This window comes from Hymenobacter fastidiosus (assembly GCF_039539565.1).
Lineage (GTDB): Bacteria > Bacteroidota > Bacteroidia > Cytophagales > Hymenobacteraceae > Hymenobacter > Hymenobacter fastidiosus.
In genome coordinates this window covers 149992-166935 of the sequence record NZ_BAABDJ010000037.1, presented here as the reverse complement: position 1 = coordinate 166935, position 16944 = coordinate 149992, and the positions used below count along the sequence as shown (strand labels likewise).

Annotated in this window: 10 protein-coding genes; 3 read left to right on the top strand and 7 right to left on the bottom strand. The window is 60.4% G+C overall.

Annotated features, from left to right (window positions below; translation table 11 throughout):
* The first annotated feature begins 53 nt into the window (after nucleotides 1-53).
* The gene (gene rpoN / locus ABD833_RS16850; protein ID WP_345074573.1) at nucleotides 54-1634 is read left to right on the top strand and encodes an RNA polymerase factor sigma-54; all 1581 of its coding nucleotides are present in this window, start codon (nucleotides 54-56) and stop codon (nucleotides 1632-1634) included.
* 91 nt (nucleotides 1635-1725) lie between these two features.
* On the opposite strand, the gene ABD833_RS16845 is transcribed toward rpoN, so the two are convergent.
* Nucleotides 1726-4677 (bottom strand): T9SS type A sorting domain-containing protein, encoded by a 2952-nt coding sequence (locus tag ABD833_RS16845; protein WP_345074572.1) that lies wholly within the window; start codon nucleotides 4675-4677, stop codon nucleotides 1726-1728.
* 189 nt (nucleotides 4678-4866) lie between these two features.
* Nucleotides 4867-7494, bottom strand: a complete 2628-nt coding sequence (locus ABD833_RS16840) for a T9SS type A sorting domain-containing protein (RefSeq protein WP_345074570.1) — start codon at nucleotides 7492-7494, stop codon at nucleotides 4867-4869.
* Between the two features lie 269 nt (nucleotides 7495-7763).
* Here ABD833_RS16840 and ABD833_RS16835 point away from each other — a divergent pair, with 269 nt between their 5' ends.
* Nucleotides 7764-8264 (top strand): hypothetical protein, encoded by a 501-nt coding sequence (locus tag ABD833_RS16835; RefSeq protein ID WP_345074569.1) that lies wholly within the window; start codon nucleotides 7764-7766, stop codon nucleotides 8262-8264.
* Nucleotides 8265-8315: 51 nt separating this feature from the next.
* Here ABD833_RS16835 and ABD833_RS16830 read toward each other — a convergent pair whose 3' ends face one another.
* Entirely contained in the window at nucleotides 8316-9713 is a 1398-nt protein-coding gene (locus ABD833_RS16830) for an FAD-dependent oxidoreductase (RefSeq protein WP_345074568.1), read from the bottom strand.
* Nucleotides 9714-10339: 626 nt separating this feature from the next.
* Here ABD833_RS16830 and ABD833_RS16825 point away from each other — a divergent pair.
* Nucleotides 10340-13006 carry a TonB-dependent receptor gene (locus ABD833_RS16825; protein WP_345074566.1) on the top strand — a complete coding sequence of 889 codons (2667 nt, stop codon included), beginning with the start codon at nucleotides 10340-10342 and terminating at the stop codon, nucleotides 13004-13006.
* A 65-nt stretch (nucleotides 13007-13071) separates the two neighbouring features.
* Here the strand turns inward: ABD833_RS16825 and ABD833_RS16820 are convergent, their stop codons facing one another.
* The 4 genes from ABD833_RS16820 to ABD833_RS16805 form a co-directional block, all read right to left on the bottom strand.
* On the bottom strand, nucleotides 13072-13674 hold the full coding sequence (locus ABD833_RS16820; protein ID WP_345074565.1) for an alpha-ketoglutarate-dependent dioxygenase AlkB family protein: 603 nt from the start codon (nucleotides 13672-13674) through the stop codon (nucleotides 13072-13074).
* A gap of 26 nt (nucleotides 13675-13700) precedes the next feature.
* Nucleotides 13701-14387 (bottom strand): hypothetical protein, encoded by a 687-nt coding sequence (locus ABD833_RS16815; RefSeq protein ID WP_345074564.1) that lies wholly within the window; start codon nucleotides 14385-14387, stop codon nucleotides 13701-13703.
* Nucleotides 14388-14463: 76 nt separating this feature from the next.
* Nucleotides 14464-15750 (bottom strand): kynureninase, encoded by a 1287-nt coding sequence (kynU, locus tag ABD833_RS16810; RefSeq protein ID WP_345074563.1) that lies wholly within the window; start codon nucleotides 15748-15750, stop codon nucleotides 14464-14466.
* 90 nt (nucleotides 15751-15840) lie between these two features.
* A complete protein-coding gene (locus ABD833_RS16805) occupies nucleotides 15841-16851 on the bottom strand; it encodes an amidohydrolase family protein (RefSeq protein WP_345074561.1) in 1011 nt (336 codons plus the stop codon).
* Nucleotides 16852-16944 lie beyond the last annotated feature (93 nt).

The window sequence follows — 16944 nt, the reverse complement described above, 5'->3', positions numbered from 1 at the left end:
CTTTGAAATAGCACCCCGCCACTTTCTGAGCGGGGCTACCCGCAGTTACGAGTATGCAACGACTTGACATGAAGCAGCTTCTCTCCCAGAAGCTGTCTCCCCAACAGATTCAATTCATCAAGCTGCTGCAAATCCCCACGGCAGAGCTGGAAACGCGCATCAAAGAAGAGCTGGAAGTGAACCCGGCCCTGGAAGAAGGCGACGAAAATACCGACGACGAGCTCGAAGACCAGGAACGTGACGACGAAGCCGACGGCGACGAGGACTTTGACGACCCCGATTCGGAGTTCGACAGCGACGACAATACGCTCGATGAGGACTTCGACGAGGGCGCGGAAGAGCAGCCCGAAATTGAGCTCCCCCCCAAGGAAGAGCCCGCCGATACGGCCAAGGACAATGAGGACTTGGACTTGGGCGACTACCTCAACGACGACGAAATAGCCGGCTACAAAATGCAGGGTGATGGCCCCGGCGAACCCGAAGACGACCGGGAAATGCCCCTGGCCGACACCGGCGGCTCCCTGCTCGACGCGCTGATGGACCAGCTGGGCTTCGCCGACCTCGATGAGCAGCAGGAAGCCATTGGCAGCCAGCTGATCGGCTCCATTGATAACGACGGCTACATCCGGCGCGACTTGTCGGCCATTGCCAACGACCTGGCCTTTTCGCAGAACATCGAAGTCACCACCGACGAAATCGAGGCCGTACTGCACGTGGTGCAGAGCTTTGACCCGGCCGGCATTGGCGCCCGCGACCTGCAGGAGTGCCTGCTCCTGCAACTGGAGCGCCGCCCCCAGGACGAAGTGACGGAACACGCCGAGCGGATTCTGCACGATACGTTCGACGAGTTCACCAAAAAGCACTACCAGCGCATTCAGCAGCGGCTCGACCTGGAAGATGATGAGCTGAAGGAAGCCGTTGCCCTGATTCTGAAGCTCAACCCCAAGCCCGGCGGGACGGGGCCGGTGGGCCTGGGCAAGGTGCAGTACATTATCCCCGACTTTATCCTGACCAGCGACAACGGGCAGTTCAGCCTCACCCTGAACTCGCGCAATGCCCCGGATCTGCGGGTAGCGCCGGCCTACACCGAAATGTTCCAGGCCTACGATAAGGCGGCCAAGAAGGACAAGAAGATGAAGGAGGCCGTGACGTTCGTGAAGCAGAAGCTCGACTCGGCCCGCTGGTTTATCGACGCCATCAAGCAGCGCCAGCAGACCCTGCTGCGCACCATGGACGCCATCGTGCGCTACCAGCACGAGTTCTTCCTGGAGGGCGACGAAGGCAGGCTGCGGCCGATGATTCTGAAGGATATTGCCACCGAAATCAGCATGGACATCAGCACCGTGAGCCGGGTGGCCAACTCGAAGTCGGTGCAGACGGAATTTGGCATTTATCCGCTGAAGTACTTTTTCTCCGAAGGCATTGCCACCGATTCGGGTGAGGATGCCAGCTCCCGCGAGGTGAAACACATTCTGAAGGAAATTATCGGGGGCGAAAGCAAGGGGCGCCCGCTGAGCGACGACAAGCTGGAGAAAATGCTCAATGCCCGCGGCTACAATATTGCCCGCCGCACCGTGGCCAAGTACCGTGAGCAGCTGAATATTCCGGTAGCCCGGCTGCGCAAGGAATTGTAAGACCTCGTACATTTCTCACCAAAAAGCCCGCTGGATTTGATTCCGGCGGGCTTTTTGGTGAGAAATGAAATAACCGGGCCGCTGGATTTCTTTAGCGGCGCAGCACGCGCTGAGTGGTTTGCTTACCATCGCCGCGCACCGTGAGCAGGTAGGTCCCGGAGGCTAAGCTGGTCGGCACGACCAGGGGCAGCTGACGGCCGGCCCCACGCAAAGGGGTAGTGAAAACTACCCGCCCCCGGGCATCGGTGAGCAGGGCGGTAAAGCCCGCTCCAACCGGTTGCGGCAGCTGCAAGGTCAGTTTCTGCTCGAAGGGGTTCGGATAGGCGCTGCTGAACAAGGGCGCTACTACGGCCTGCACCGCTACGGTCACGACCGGCGAGTAAGCAGCCGTGCCATCGTAGTCTACCTGCTGCAGGCGGTAAAAGTAGCGCCCCCGGCCAGCGGTGCCATCCGTGTGGGTGTAATTGCGGGCCGTGGTGCTGGTACCGGCGGCTTTCACGGTCGTCAGTTTCCGAAAAGTGCGCCCATCGGCTGACCGCTCGACTTCAAAGCTCCGCGCGTTCAGTTCACTGGCCGTCTGCCAGCGTAACGCTACGCCCTGGTCAGTGGCGCGGCCCGTGAAGCTGGTAAGCTGCACCGGCAGCGGCAGCAAGGCGAAGATATTGGACGTGAATACTCCCCGTCCGTGCGTAGCCGCTACCACCGTCAGGTCGGCCGGGCGGAGGCGCAGCATGTTCACGCGTACATTGGCCAGGTTGGTATTGGATGGCTGCCAGGTAATAGCCGCGGCCGTCAGATCGTTGGCAGTCCACACGCCCAGCTCGGTAGCAACCATGGCCCGGTTGCCGTTTTTAGGATCGAACAGCACCCAGCGGACCGGCATGTCCGGAATGTTGCCCTCGGCGGCGGTCCAGCTGCTGCCCCCGTTCACGCTTTGTCGTACGCTGATCAGGGACGCGCCGTAGTTGCTGAACGTAATCAGCAGATGCTGGTCCGGGTCGGGCCCGGCGGTGCCGGCTTCCACGGCGATACCGGAGATGGAGACGTTGGTCAGAGCATCCACATAAAGAATAGTGGCCGCGGGTGATATACTGGCAGCATTGTCGACGCGAATTACCCGGCCGGTATTGGTGCCCACGTACACCCGGTTATCCACGTTCGGCGACACGGCCACGTGGGTTACGATGCCGGAACCAAAGGGCAGCGTAATAGTAGATGAAACTGGTAGCCCAGTAGCCTGCAGTGTCCGCCGCAGACTGTTGGCGGTATAAGCGTAGTACAGCACATTCGCCTTACTGTCGTAGGCCATCGGGTTGATAAAGGAGCCCGAATTATCTCCAACAAGCACCGGAAAAGAGACCCCGCCATTGGTTGAGCGGTAGATGTTGCTGTAAACGTAGGAGCCGAACTGGAACTGGGGCTGGTCTTCGTCGATAAAACAGTAGGCTCCGTCGCCGCCGATAACGTCCTGGGTTGCCGTGCCGGCCAGTATTCCAAACTGTTGCGTGCCGTTGTCCTGGGAGCCGGCCAGGAAATAGTTGTAGTTGGTAGGGTGGACGGCTACGGAATAGAACTGGGTGACGTTCAGCCCGCTGTTGCGGTGAGTGATGGTCGGGATAACGGCAGTGGCATTGGCCGTAGTCGCGAAGCCGCCGTCGTTGCCGAAGTAAGCCCGGGTGCCCGAGCCCGGCAAAAACACAATGGCGTGCTGGTCGGCGTGGACATTCTGAAAGCCAAACCCGCCGTACCAGTGCGTCAGCTGCTGCCAGGACACGGTGGCAGCAACGGCCGCGCCGCCGTTGGAAGTTTTAAACAGGTCGATGCCCCCGACGAATACCGTGTTGGGGTCCGTGGGTGAAACGGTTACTATCAAGTCGTACCAGGCTTGCCCGCGGGTAAAGTCGGTACTGCTGATATCCGGATCAATATCGTCAGGCTTAGGCAAGGCCAGCCAGGTGGTACCGCCATCGGTGGACCGATAAATATCCAATAGCCCGTAAGTGACGCTGCTTTGGAAGATAGCATAGAGGCGGTTAGCGTCGCTGGGCGCACAGCCTATCTCGATCCGCCCGAAGCCTGTTGCCGGCAGGCCACCAGTGAGTTTAGTCCAGCTACCACCATTATTGGCAGAACGGTAAATCCCATCGGCACCGGTAGCCACCAAGCCGGCAGCGGCGTACAGCTTCCCATCGGCTCCGATTTTAATGTCGCCGAACTGATTGACAACTGAGCCATTACCAGCTCCCAGAACCAGACTCCACGAAGTGCCTTGATTGATGCTGCGCCACAGGCCCGCCTGAGTAGCGGCGTATACGTACCCATTGGGCCCTACTGCGAGGCGTTGCACAAAATGAAAGTTGGGGTTGTTAGTCGCCGTCAGCTGGGCCCAGGTATTACCATGGTCAGTCGATTTCCAGATTCCGAGGCCCCGGATTCCATCCGCATTGTAGAAGCCTTCGCCGGTGCCAAAGTACATCACGTCATTGTTGGCACTGGTCAGATCGCAGGCCAGCGTGGTGATGGCGAGGTTAGCAAAAGAGTCATCAATTTTCAACCAGGTTGGCGCTGGGCCGGTGGCGTTGGTCGTTTTCCACAGGCCCCCACCGACCGACCCCGCCCACACGATATTACCGGTCAGATCCGAGGGGTCAGGCAGCAGGGCCCGGAGGCGGCCCGCAACATTGCTAGGGCCCTTTTCCGTCCAGTTGGCCGCACTCAGACTACTGCTGGCCGTTGACCGGGCCTGGGCCTGAAACAGCTGGGCTATCTGAGCCTGGGCCACCAGCAGCCGCTCGCGCGGTACGGTACCGGTCTGGGGGTCGCGGGTGAGGGCGGCCTCCTGGGCCTGCGCCAGATCGGGGCGGTCAGGCTGACGGCGGTTCTCGCTCTCTGGTTCCCGACGGCGGTTTTCCGGGGCCGACGCCGTTGTCTCAGAAGGGTTCAGCCACGAACGACCAGCCGGCTGACTACCACAACCAGCCGTCAGGCTTAACCCGACCAAGCCAAGGCCGGCAGATACGAGGGATAGAACGGTTATTTTCATTCCCCAAGTTAATCCATGAAATAATATAATTGATTATTCTAATTCATAATATAAATAAATTCATGCCTGAGTTCAATGAGCCCGATGCCGCTCAATAGACAGTCAACTCATTTAAAGGCAAAAAAAGAAGCCAGGACATTACGCACTGGCTCCTTTCTTCTTAAATCAGCCGCTCAGGGCCACTACTCATCAGCGATGCACTACCCGTCTTACTGCGGTTTCATTACCGACCCGAACGGTAAGCAGATATACCCCAGCCGCCAGGCCGGCCGGAGCCGATACGGCCACTTGCCGACCAGCAACCCGCCGCGTCAGGTTCATCACCTTACGACCCTGCGTATCGATCAGCGTAAGGGTAGCCTCGCCTGCTACCGGCCGCTGAAACTGGACATTCAGCTCCTGGGCAAAAGGGTTTGGATAAACGCCATCCACTAGCTTGTCGCTGATAGCAACCCCCGATTTCGAGGCCGTAGGCGCAAATACATCCGAAGTAAACAAGCCCCGGCCGTGCGTAGCGGCGGCAATCTGCTTGTCCGAATTCCGCATCCGCAACATATCCACCCGCACATTGGCCATTCCCAGGCTAGCCGGAAACCAGGTAGTGCTGGCGGCGGAAAGATTATCGGTAGCCCAGATGCCCAGCTCCGTAGCCAGCAAGGCCCGCTGATTGTTGTCGGGGTCGAACATGGCCCACCGCACCGGCATGTCCGGCAGGTTGCCTTCCACATTGCTCCAGGTAGCTCCGGCGTTGGTCGTTTCCCACACGCTTACCTGCCCGTAGTTAGAGTAAGTCACCAGCAGATGGCTGTCGCTACCCGGCTGCACGGCCACCGAGGACACGGTGCCGGCTCCAATCCGAATATCAGTTACCGTAGGCGTGACACCGGTAGCATCATCTATGCGAATTACCCGGCCGGAACTAGTCCCGACAAACACCCGGCTGGGGCGGTTGGGCGAAACCGTTACGTGCGAAACGTTGCCCGCGCCCGGGGTCAGATTAATAGTATTGGTAACATTGCTCGTGGTGGCATTGGGCCAGCGCAACAACTGACCGGAAGTGTAGCCGGCATACATGGTATTGTCGCGGCTGCTGTAGTCCGTGGGGTTGATGAAGGAGCCCTGAGTGCCACTGATATTTACGTTGCTGAACGAATTGCCCCCGTTGACGGACCGGCGGTACTGGGCATATATGTAGGAAGTGAACTGAAACTGGGGCTCATCTTCATCGATAAAGCAGAAGCCCCCATCTCCCCCCGTTGCGGTGGTAGTAGCGTTGAGGCCCGCGGTGGTGTATTTCTGCGTGCCGTTGTCCTGCGAGCCGGCCAGGAAGTAGTTCACATTGTCGGGATGCATGGCTACCGCGTAGTACTGCGTTATATTCAGGCCATTGTTGCGCTGGCTGAAAATCGGCGCATCCGAGGCGCTTACGGCGTTATCGGAAATAAACACGCCCCCGTCGTTACCGAAGTACGCCCGGTTGCCATCAGCCGAAGCAAACGCAATTACGTGGTGGTCGGCGTGCACGAAGTTGGGCGAGCCGGGGGTGGCAAACCAGACCGATACTTTCTGCCAGACTACCGGATCGGTATTGGCCGCCAGCGTCCGGAAAATATCCAGCCCGCCGACGTACAGCTGATCGGGGTTGTTCGGCGCTACCGCAGCCGCCAGGTCGTACCAGGCCTGGGAACTGGCCAGCGCCGTAGCTACGCCGCCCGGCAGACCCATCGACGTCCACGTATCACCGCCGTTATTGGAGCGGTAGAGACCAAGCACCTGGTTGTTAGCGCTATTTTCGATGATGGCATACACCCGTTTAGCGTCGCTCGGGGCGCAGGCCAGTTCGATACGCTGATAGCCAGTGGTAGGCAGGCCCGAGCCCGCCAGGGTATTAAGGTTGGTCCAGGCGCCGGCATTGCCGGTAGTAGAGCGGTAGATACCGTCCTGAGCAAAAAGCCCGGTAGAGACATACAGCGTGTTATCGGCCCCAAGTTCAATATCGGCAACCCGGCTACTACCGGCCCCGTTGCCGGCCGCCAGGACACTACTCCAGGTAACGCCGCCATCGGAGCTGCGGCGCAGACCCGCGTGCGTGCCGGCGTATACGTCGCCGGTGACGGGGTGCACGACGAGCTTGGTGACATAGTGAAACGTGGTTCCCGAAGCCGTGCCGGGCAGCTGAGTCCAGGTCGCCCCGTGGTTGGTTGATTTCCAGATGCCTAAGCCCCGCACTGCCCCGCCATTGAAGAATCCCTCTCCCGTGCCGAAATACATGACGTCGGAGTTGCGGGGGTCGAAGGCAATAGCCGTGACCGCCAGCGTTGAGAAAAAGTTGTCGATAGCGGTCCAGGTCGGGGTAGTGGCGGTAGCGTTGGTAGTTTTCCACAAACCGCCGCCTGCGGCTCCCGCCCACAGCGTATTGCTGGTAGCATCGGCCGGATCAACGACCAGCGCCCGGATACGCCCGGCCACATTGGTAGGGCCCCGCTCGTTCCAGACGATCTGGGCCAGGCTGCTGACGGGCAGGCGGCTAGCGGCCTGCTCATTAATCAGCCGCTGGGTATAAGCCTGCGCTGCCACTAAACGCTCCCGCGGTACGGTGCCGGTAGCCAGGTCCATTGTCCGCGCTACCTCCTGGGCCATAGCCAGGTCGGGCCGGTCGGGACTGTCCTGACCCTCTTTTTCGTCAACCGGTTCCCCCGGAACCGACCTTTGGGTGAGCACCTCACCTTTCTGCCATAACACGGCACCGCCACTCAGGGCAGCACCTCCTAGCAGCAGCAGGACACCCCACTGTCGGAATTGGGAAAAAGTTTTCACTAGGCAATAATTTTTAGGTGGACGATTCTGCGGAAACCCTACTGCAGTCAGCCAAAAGCCGGGCGGCAGTGGTGACTAAATGTAAGCCTTTTGGCTCTTTATGCCTTACTTTACTTAGCCCATCCATAGCCAATACTTCATTGAACAAGCTGATCAGCACTAGTTTATCCAGTTTATTCCACCCCCTTTTACTCCCCTCGTACCTATATTATGTGGTCTGCTATCAGGTCCCCGAGGTTATCGCACGCCCCTCATTACCTGATCGATGGGTGATATTAGCGGTGGTATTCGTCTTCACGTTTGTGCTTCCGACGCTGGGCACGGGCGTGCTCTACTGGTTTGGGCAGCTGGACTCGCTGTTGCTGCGGGAACGAAGCCAAAGGCCCCTACCGCTACTGCTGGCTACGTTCAGCTTCGGTATGGCCGCCACGGTACTGATCCAGCGCACCATCTTTGATGTACTGCTTGGACAAATGATGGTGGGCATGATGCTGGCCGTATTTCTGACGTTCCTGATTTCGCTGAGCTGGAAGATAAGTGCCCACGGCGTCGGAGTAGGCGGCATGGTCAGCTTGTTTATCCTGCTCTACCTGAGCAAGCCCCAGAGCCAGTGGCTGCTGTGGTGGCTGCTGGGCGCAGTGGTAGTAGCCGGCGCGGTTCTTAGCGCGCGCCTGGCCCTGGAAGCGCACACCCCAAGTCAGGCCTGGGCGGGCCTGGCCCTGGGGGCGGGTGTCGTGCTGGGAATCGGCACCGGCATCAGGCTCGGGTGAGTGGCCCGCCTCCTGACAGATCGGTCGCTCCCCGGCGGCAGCAACCCTCCCCTACCCCTCCGACGGCGGCTGGCGCTCCTGCTGCGCTAATTCATTCCGGATCAGGGTCTGCACTGCCGGTTTGGCAAAGTCGGCTTCCGCCTGGATGTGAGGCATCAGGCGGCGCATGATCTGCTCCTGGCGTTGGCCGTTTGCCCAGGCCTCGGCATAGGGAATATGGGAGAAGGTAACCTGCGAGTACAGCGAAAGCCACTGGCCGGGATACTGCGCCGCTATTTTACTCTCAATCTTCTTCTGGAGCAGAAAGCGTGGATCAGCCACCCGGTCGCGCATTTCCTCGAAATTGTAGAGCGCCAGTTCAGCCATGGCATCGGCATCAGGCTTACGCTGGCGTTGAAACTGCTCGAAAACCGTGGACCAGTCGTTGCCGTGATGCTCCAGCAGCTCATTCAGCACCGTACAGTCTTCAAAGCCGGCGTTCATGCCCTGCCCGTAAAAGGGGACAATGGCATGGGAGGCATCGCCGAGCAGCAGCACGTTATCGTCGAAAGCCCAGGGGAAGCAGCGGACCGTAACCAGTGACCCAACCGGATTCTGGAAAAACTCCTCCCGCAGGTCCGGCATCAGGGGCAGGGCATCGGGGAAGATTTCTTCGAAGAAGGCCTGAACCTGCGCCGCCGTCTGCAGGGCCGCGAAGGAGTGCGCTCCTTCGTAAGGGAAAAACAGGGTGCAGTTGAATGAGCCATCCAGGTTGGGCAGCGCAATCATCAGGTACTGGCCGCGGGGCCAGATGTGCAGGGCATTTTTCTCCAGCGGCCATTCGCCCCCGGGGCCCGCCTCAATGGTCAGCTCCTTATAGCCGTACTCGAGGTAGCTCTGCGAATAATTGAACCGGTCCGTCCGCTGCATAGCCCCCCGCACGGCGGAGAAAGCCCCATCGGTGCCGAATAGCTGCTGGAAAGGTACGGTGTGCTGCGCTCCGGTCAGCGTGTCGCGTAGCTCCAGGTGGTTGGCTCGTAAATCGATGCCCAAACACTGTTCATTGAAGCGTAGCTGAATCCGGGGATTCTGCTCGGCCAGGTCCAGCAGCGTCCGGTTCAGGCCCGCCCGCGACACGGAATAAATGGCCTGATTATCCTGGCCGTACGGCTGGAAGCTCAGCTGGCCCTGCTGGTCGTGCATCACGCGCCGGTACATGGGAATGCCGACCCGCCGGATTTCCTCCCCGATACCCACGCCCTCCAACGCCCGCCACCCCCGATCCGACAATGCTAAATTGATGGACCGGCCCTCCACCGAACCCGCTTTGCGCAAATCGGCCCGCCGCTCGTAGATGGTTACCTCGTGCCCCCGCTGGGCCAGATACAGCGACAGCAGAGAGCCAACCAAGCCCGCTCCCATAATGGTAAGGGATGGAGTTTGAGCAGCAGGAGCAGATGGGGGGAGCATGGCAGATAAGTAGGACGGAAACAGCGGGTAATGGCGAAAGTAAGGTTTTCCGGGCAGTTGCTTGAACGGATAAATGCGCTGCTTCGGCGGGGAGTAAATTCAGGCTGTTTGTAAATTCAATTCCTGCCGTCACTTCGGAGAGTGCTTTTAGAGTATTAAATGAATATTTTGATTTAATACTCTAACAATGAAGCGGTTTAGCAATTCGATTTTTTGTCGATTGTCATCCTGCATCTGGCGTACGCCTGCGAAGGATGACAGACCGGTTGAATTACTATAGGACTTACGCAAAACTGTTGAATTATCTTTCACGCAGGGTCCCGCAGGGTTAAACCGCAGGGTCTCGCAGTGCGAACGGAATAAAATACTGCGAGACCCTGCATGAAATAACTTTGGCGAACCAGTGCGTAGTCCTATACTAAACAGCTTCACATACATTGCAGCAGCGCTATTAATTTATAATTCAATATAATATTCCTTGGTTTATACTTGTCCAAATTTTTGACAGTCAATTCTTTGAGTATTTGTTTGGTACGGGTGACGCCCTTAGTTTTGCAGGATTTTCGCTACTGAAAATCCCCACTTTCTAATCGTTCTCACCTATGAGGAAACCCTACCGTTTTCTATTGCTCCTGCTTTTCGTATTGCTCAATATTCAGAGTACCCAGGCCCAGAATGCCATTTCTATTAGTGGAGTGGTGCAGACTGAAGCCGGGGAGCCGTTGCCCGGAGCCACCGTTTTCATCAAAGGCACGTTCATCGGCAGCAGCACCGACCGCGACGGCAAGTTTGTCCTGAAAGCCGACTTCACCGAGCCTCCCGTTATTATCTCCGTATCGTTTATTGGGTATGAAACCCGCGAAATCGGGGTTTCGCAGGCCAAGCAGGAAGTGCGGGTAGTACTGCCCGTAACGACCAACATCACCAACGCCGTAGTCGTGTCGGCGTCGCGCGTGGCGGAGAACATCTCCCAGGTGGCCGTCACGGTTGAGAAGGTGAACACCCGGCAGGTAGAAAGCCTGACGACGCCGGACCTGCTGGCCGGCCTGGCCCGCTTCAAGGCCGTGGACGTAAACAGCTCCAGCCTGCTGACCTCCAGCATCAGTACCCGCGGCTTCAACAGCTCCCGCTCGGAGCGCGTGATTCAGATGGCCGACTACATGGACACCCAGCTGCCCAGCCTGAGCAGCAACTTCGGTAACCTGCTCGGCATTCCGGACCTCGACGTGGAAAGCATTGAAATCGTGCACGGTCCGGCTTCGGCGCTCTACGGGGCCAACGCCTTCAACGGCGTGGTCTTGTTCAACTCCAAAGACCCCTTCGTGAGTGAAGGGCTGAGCGTGCGGCTGCGCGGCGGCAACCGGGACTTGTTCGACGGCCAGCTGCGCTACGCCAAAAAGCTCACCGACCGCCTGGCCGTCAAGATCACCGGCGGCATGCTGACCGCCCAGGATTTTCTGGCCGATAACCAGGACCCTACTTCGACTACCATTGAACCCAACAATCATACGGCCGACTCCAACTTAGGCTACGACGCGGTGAACCGCTACGGCGATTTAGGCAATACTTTCGGGCCCTCGGGCGGGGCCCTGAACAAACAGACGGTCTTTCTGCCCGGGTTTTCGGAGAAGGAACTGATTGTGGGCGACCAGAAGGCTAAGATTATCAAGGTAAATCCTTCCGTTTCCTACCTGCTGACCGACAACGTGAAGGCGACGGCAGACTACAAGTACGTGAACAGCAAAACCATCTTCCAGGGTGCCAGCCGCTACCGCTTCGAAAACAGCGGCAGCCACCAGGGACGCGTGGAAGTGAAAGGCACCAACTGGTTTGTGCGCGGCTACACCACCCGCGACTATTCCGGCAAGCGGGATCCTAAAACGGACGGGAGCTACAACCTGGGATTTCTGGGGGCTTTCCTGCAAACTCAGCCGGCACCCAACTTTAACGTCCCCAATGGCAGTGGCGGGACGCGTCCCGGCACCTATGCCGAGCGCTACTTCGGCACGTATGCCGCAGTGTACAATCAGGCCTTTGCCGCCAATGGCGGCAATGCCGCCGCCGCCGCCGCTTCGGCCCGCACATTTGCTAACACCAACGCTCCGTTGCTACGGCCGGGGACGCCGGCTTTCGATGAGGCCCGCGACCGGATCATCCACGACGGCACGCCGGGGCAGGGGGCCCGCGTGATTCTGCGTTCTATCCTCAACGATGCCAGCGCCCAGTACAACTTCAAGTTCAGCTTTGCCGAGCTGATTGTGGGCGGAGCCTACCGCCAGTTCCTGCTGGGCTCCGACGGCTCCCTCTTCTCCGATACGAAAGACGGCGACCGGATCCAGAATCACGAGTACGGGGCTTACGCGCAAATCACCAAGTCGCTGCTGGCCGAGCGCCTGAAGCTGTCGGTAGCGGGCCGGGTTGATGAGTTCAAGAACTTCGCGCCGGCTTTCTCCCCCCGCGCCTCGGTGGTATATTCGGCGGGCAGCGACAACCAGCAGAACTTCCGCGCCAGCTACAACCGCGCCTTCCGCGCTCCTACCCAAACCGACCAGTACATCCGCCTCGACGTAGGCCGCGCTATTCTGCTGGGCAACATCGGCAAGGGTTTCGATGGCTACACTACCCGCGGAGCCCTGTACCATGCCGACGCGCTCCGCCTGGAAGAGGTAAACACGTTTGAGGTGGGTTACCGCGCCCAGGTGGCCAGCAAGGTTTCGCTGGACGTGGACTACTTCCGCAGCAGCTACGATGACTTCATTGGCACCCAGACCTTTATTGGCAACATCGACGGCACGCGGCCCGCTTCGCCGGTTCCGTCGGCGACCAACCCGGCCCGTGCTATTCAGATTTCGGCCAACGTGGCGCAGAAAGTGAAAACCCAGGGCGCTTCGGTCGGGCTGAGCTACACCGTGGGCGCCCCGCTGATTCTGTCGGCCAACTACAGCTTCAACGACCTGGTTTCCGAGGACCTGCCCGAAAGCTTTCAGACCTTCTTCAACACGCCCAGGCACAAGTACAACTTTGGCCTGACGGGCCTGGCGCTGAGCCGCAAGCTGGGCTACACCGTGAACTACCGCTGGACTGATTCCTACCTTTACGAATCGACGTTTGCCACGGGCCGCCTGGCGGCTTACCACACCGTGGATGCGCAGGCCGGCTACAACATCACCAAGCTGCGCACTACCCTGCAGGCCGGGGTATCGAACCTGTTCGACAGCGGCAACGTGCAGACTTACGGCAGCGCCGGCATCGGCCGCCTGGGTTATATCGGGTTGTTGTTCGACGTTAAGTAGCGTCCCGGGTGTAAAGCCAGAAGGGTCCCGCGCGAATTGCGCGGGACCCTTTTTTTTGCCGCTGGCTAGCAGCGGCCAACCACCAGGCGAAACGTCAGGTTCAGCCGCGGCCCGGTGGCAACGGCCGTTTTGGGCACCGCGTGCAGCCAGTGCTGCTGGGTAGGGCCCCGCATGACCAGTAAGCTGCCCGCCGCCAGCTGTATCGATACCGGCGCGTGGAGAACCTCCTGCGGCTGACGGGGCCGGAGTCGAAACCGGCGCGGGGCTCCCAGACTTACGGAAGCGATGGTGGGCCCGGGCCCTAGCTCGGGCTCATTGTCGGCGTGCCAGCCCATGCTGTCCTGGCCCGTGCGGTAGAGATTGAGCAGGACGCTGTTGAACCGGCTGCCGGTAGCCGCCTGCACCTGTTCGCGGAGCTGTTGGAGCGCGGGCGTCCAGGGCTGAGGCGTCAGCGCGAGGCCGGAGTAGGAGTAGTGAGCCGTGGGGTCGCCGTGCCAGGCCGTGAGGCGGGGCTGCAGTATCTCTTTACCGAAAATCCTGATCGGCTCCTGCCGCCACGGAATAGTGGCCGTCAGCTCGGCAAGTAAGCTTTCGGCGGCCGCCGGGGGCAGGAAGTCCGGATCCAGCAGCACTTCGGCCTGGGGCAGGGGCAACAGCGTGAGCGGCATAGGGTATCAATCCGGAATTCGTGCGCTTACCGCTTCATGAGCTGCTCCATTTCCAGCTGTACCTTTTTCGGCTGCTGCTTGATGAGGTAGGGCATTGCCTTCTGCAGGCCCCAGATAACCAGAAAGCAGACGACGACGGGGGGCAGAATGCTCCGGCTGCGGTAGGCCGGCGTAGCCACGTAGCGGGGCCAGAACCACAGCAGGTAGGCCAGCAGGGCCGGCACGTTGAACAGCAGCGTACCCAGAAACGGATTCAGCCCCTGCTGCATAATAGCCCAGGTCAGGAGCTGAGAACCCGCCACGATGTACGCGATGATGAATAGCACCAGCCCCAGCAACGCCCGGCGGCGGCCCAGCTTGAACAGGTTCATCCCCAGCAGCACCCCACCCCCAAGCATGGTCGACATGGGCAGGATGGAAAACATGGCAATGGTAGCCGGCGAATACAGCGCCGGCCCAACCGGCAACGCCTCGGCCGTAGCTTCCTGCTCCGCCAGCCGCCGGACTTCCCCGGCCTGGTCGGCCTGGGCCTGCACTAGGGCTGCCAGCGCCGGGCGTACGGCGGCATCGTCGGGGTGGGGCTGGCCCCGACGGGTTAGCTCGTCGAGGGCGGCCAGCACGGCATCGTCGCGGTACTGAGCGCGGCCGGTTACGTAGTGGTGCAGCTCGGCGTCGGTTTTGCGGCCCATTTTGTCCGCGTATTCTTCAGCCATGATTCGGGTACGATAGATTGAACTACGCAGAAGCGCTCCTTACTTCTACGTAAGGCCAACAATTAAAAAGGTATAACTATTCGGCCTGAGCCACCCATTTTTCGATGGCGGCTCCGGCCCGCTGCACATCCATGAAGGAGTTGTAGAGCGGCACCGGGGCCAGGCGAATAACGTTGGGTTCGCGCCAGTCGGCAACGATGCCGTTCCGGGCCAGGAAATCGAACAGGGCGCGGCCGTTGCGGTGCACCAGCACCGAAAGCTGGCCACCCCGGGCGGCCGGGTCAGCGGGGGTAATAATTTCCAGGGTGGTAGCCGGCAGGTTCAGGCGGCGCAGCAGGAATTCCAGGTAGCCCGTCAGCCGCTCACTCTTGCGGCGCAGGGCCGGCATTCCGCCCGCTTCCTCCATCAGGGCCAGCGCCGCCCGGTGAATAGCCATGGGGAAAATCTGGCCGTTGGAGAGCTGCCAGCCGGCGGCGCCTTCCATCGGGCGGAAACCTTTTTTCATCTTAAACCGGTCCGCGGGGTCATGCCCCCACCAGCCCGCCAGCCGCGGCAGGTCGGGCCGGTTGGCAAACCGCTCGTGCACGTAGACGCCCGAGGTGCCGCCGGGGCCGGAGTTAAGGTATTTGTAGGTGCACCAGCAGGCAAAGTCCACGTCCCAGTCGTGCAGGTGCAGCTCAATATTGCCGGCCGCGTGGGCCAGGTCGAAGCCGACGGTGGCTCCTACGGCGTGGCCGGCCGTGGTGATGGCCGCCATATCGAAGGCCTGGCCGGTGTAGTAGTTTACGCCTCCCAGAATAACCGTGGCCAGCGACTCGCCCAGCTCCTGAATTCTGGCCGTAATATCCTCGGTGCGCAGCGTGTGCTCGCCGGGGCGCGGTACCAGCTCCACAATGGCCTCGTCGGGCGCCAGGCCGTGCAGGCGCACCTGGCTTTCCAGCGCGTACTGATCGGAAGGGAAGGCTCCGCCTTCCATCAGCACCTTGTAGCGCGTCACGGTGGGGCGGTAAAACGAAATCAGCAGCAGGTGCAGGTTGGTGGTCAGGTTGTTCATCACCACCACTTCCACGGGCTTCGCACCGACCAGCCGGGCCGAGGCCGCCGCCAGGGTTTCGTGGTAGTGCATCCAGGGGGAGGTACCGTGAAAATGGCCCTCGACGCCCAGCTGCTCCCAGGCCGTGAACTCCTGCTCTACGGCGGCCCGGGCCGTTTTAGGCAGCAGCCCCAGCGAGTTCCCGCACAGGTAGATGCCGGGCTGCCCGTCGGGGCCGGGGGGAAGGTGGAACCGGTCGCGGAAGCCGCGCAGCGGGTCCTGGGAATCGAGGGCAGCGGCAAATTCGGGGGTGGGCTGATACGGGGTCATTACGGCAAAGATAGGCAGCCGCCGGGGCCGGAGCCGGGACAGAATTTTGGCTATTGCCCAACCAGCTCCTCTTTTGCCTCCCACGCGCAGCTAGCGGCGGAACCGTTCCGGCCCTATTCCCAGCCAGGCCAGCGCGTTGTCGGCGAGCAGACGCGCCTTCAGGGCATCCGGATAAGGCATGGATTCGATCAGCTTGCCCGGCTCCAGCTCACCCAGCGGGAAAGGATAGTCGGAGCCGAGCGTGATTTTATCCGCTCCCAGCGTCTGCACCAGATAGTCCAGCATCGGCGGGTCGTGCACCAGCGAATCGACCCAGAAGCGGCCCAGGTACTCGCGCGGATTCACGTTGTTGTCGATGGCGCACAGGTCGGGGCGCACCTGGAAGCCGTGCTCGATGCGGCCGATGGTACTGGCGAAGGAGCCGCCGCCGTGGGCCACGGCCACGCGTAGGTTGGGCAGCCGCTCCAGCACGCCGCCGAAGATGAGCGAACACAGCGCCAGGGTGCTTTCGGCCGGCATACCCACCAGCCACGGCAGCCAGTACTTGGGCATTTTCTGCTGGCCCATCATATCCCAGGGATGCACGAACACGCAGGCGCCCAGCTCCGCGGCCGCGGCAAATACTTCGAACAGCTCGGGCGCGTCCAGGTTCCAGTCGTTGACGTGGGAGCCGATCTGCACGCCGGCCAGCCCGATTTTCATGCAGCGCTCCAGCTCCCGGATGGCCAGATCGGGTGCCTGCAGGGGGATGGTCCCCAGCCCCACGAACCGGTCGGGGTAGCGGTTCACGACGCCGGCAATGTGGTCGTTGAGCAGCTGGCTCAGGTCGAGGGCATCGTGGGGCTTGGCCCAGTAGCTGAACATAACGGGCACCGTGCTGAGCACCTGCACCTGGACGCCGAACTGGTCGTACTCGCGCATGCGCACTTCGGGGTCCCAGCAGTTGTCCTGCACTTCGCGGAAGAACTTGTCGTCCTGCATCATGCGGGCGCAGCAGGGCTTGTGGTGTTCGAGCCGGATGAAGCCCCCGTAGCCGTACCGCTCGCGCAGGTCGGGCCAGCGCTCGGGCAAAATATGGGTGTGAATATCGATTTTAAGCACTCGGGTGGGAAGGGGGAGTTGTTTGGTTGGTGGTTTTTGGTTGTTCGTTTTTGGTTTGGGGGGCTTTCCAAAAGCCAAAAACGAACAACCAAA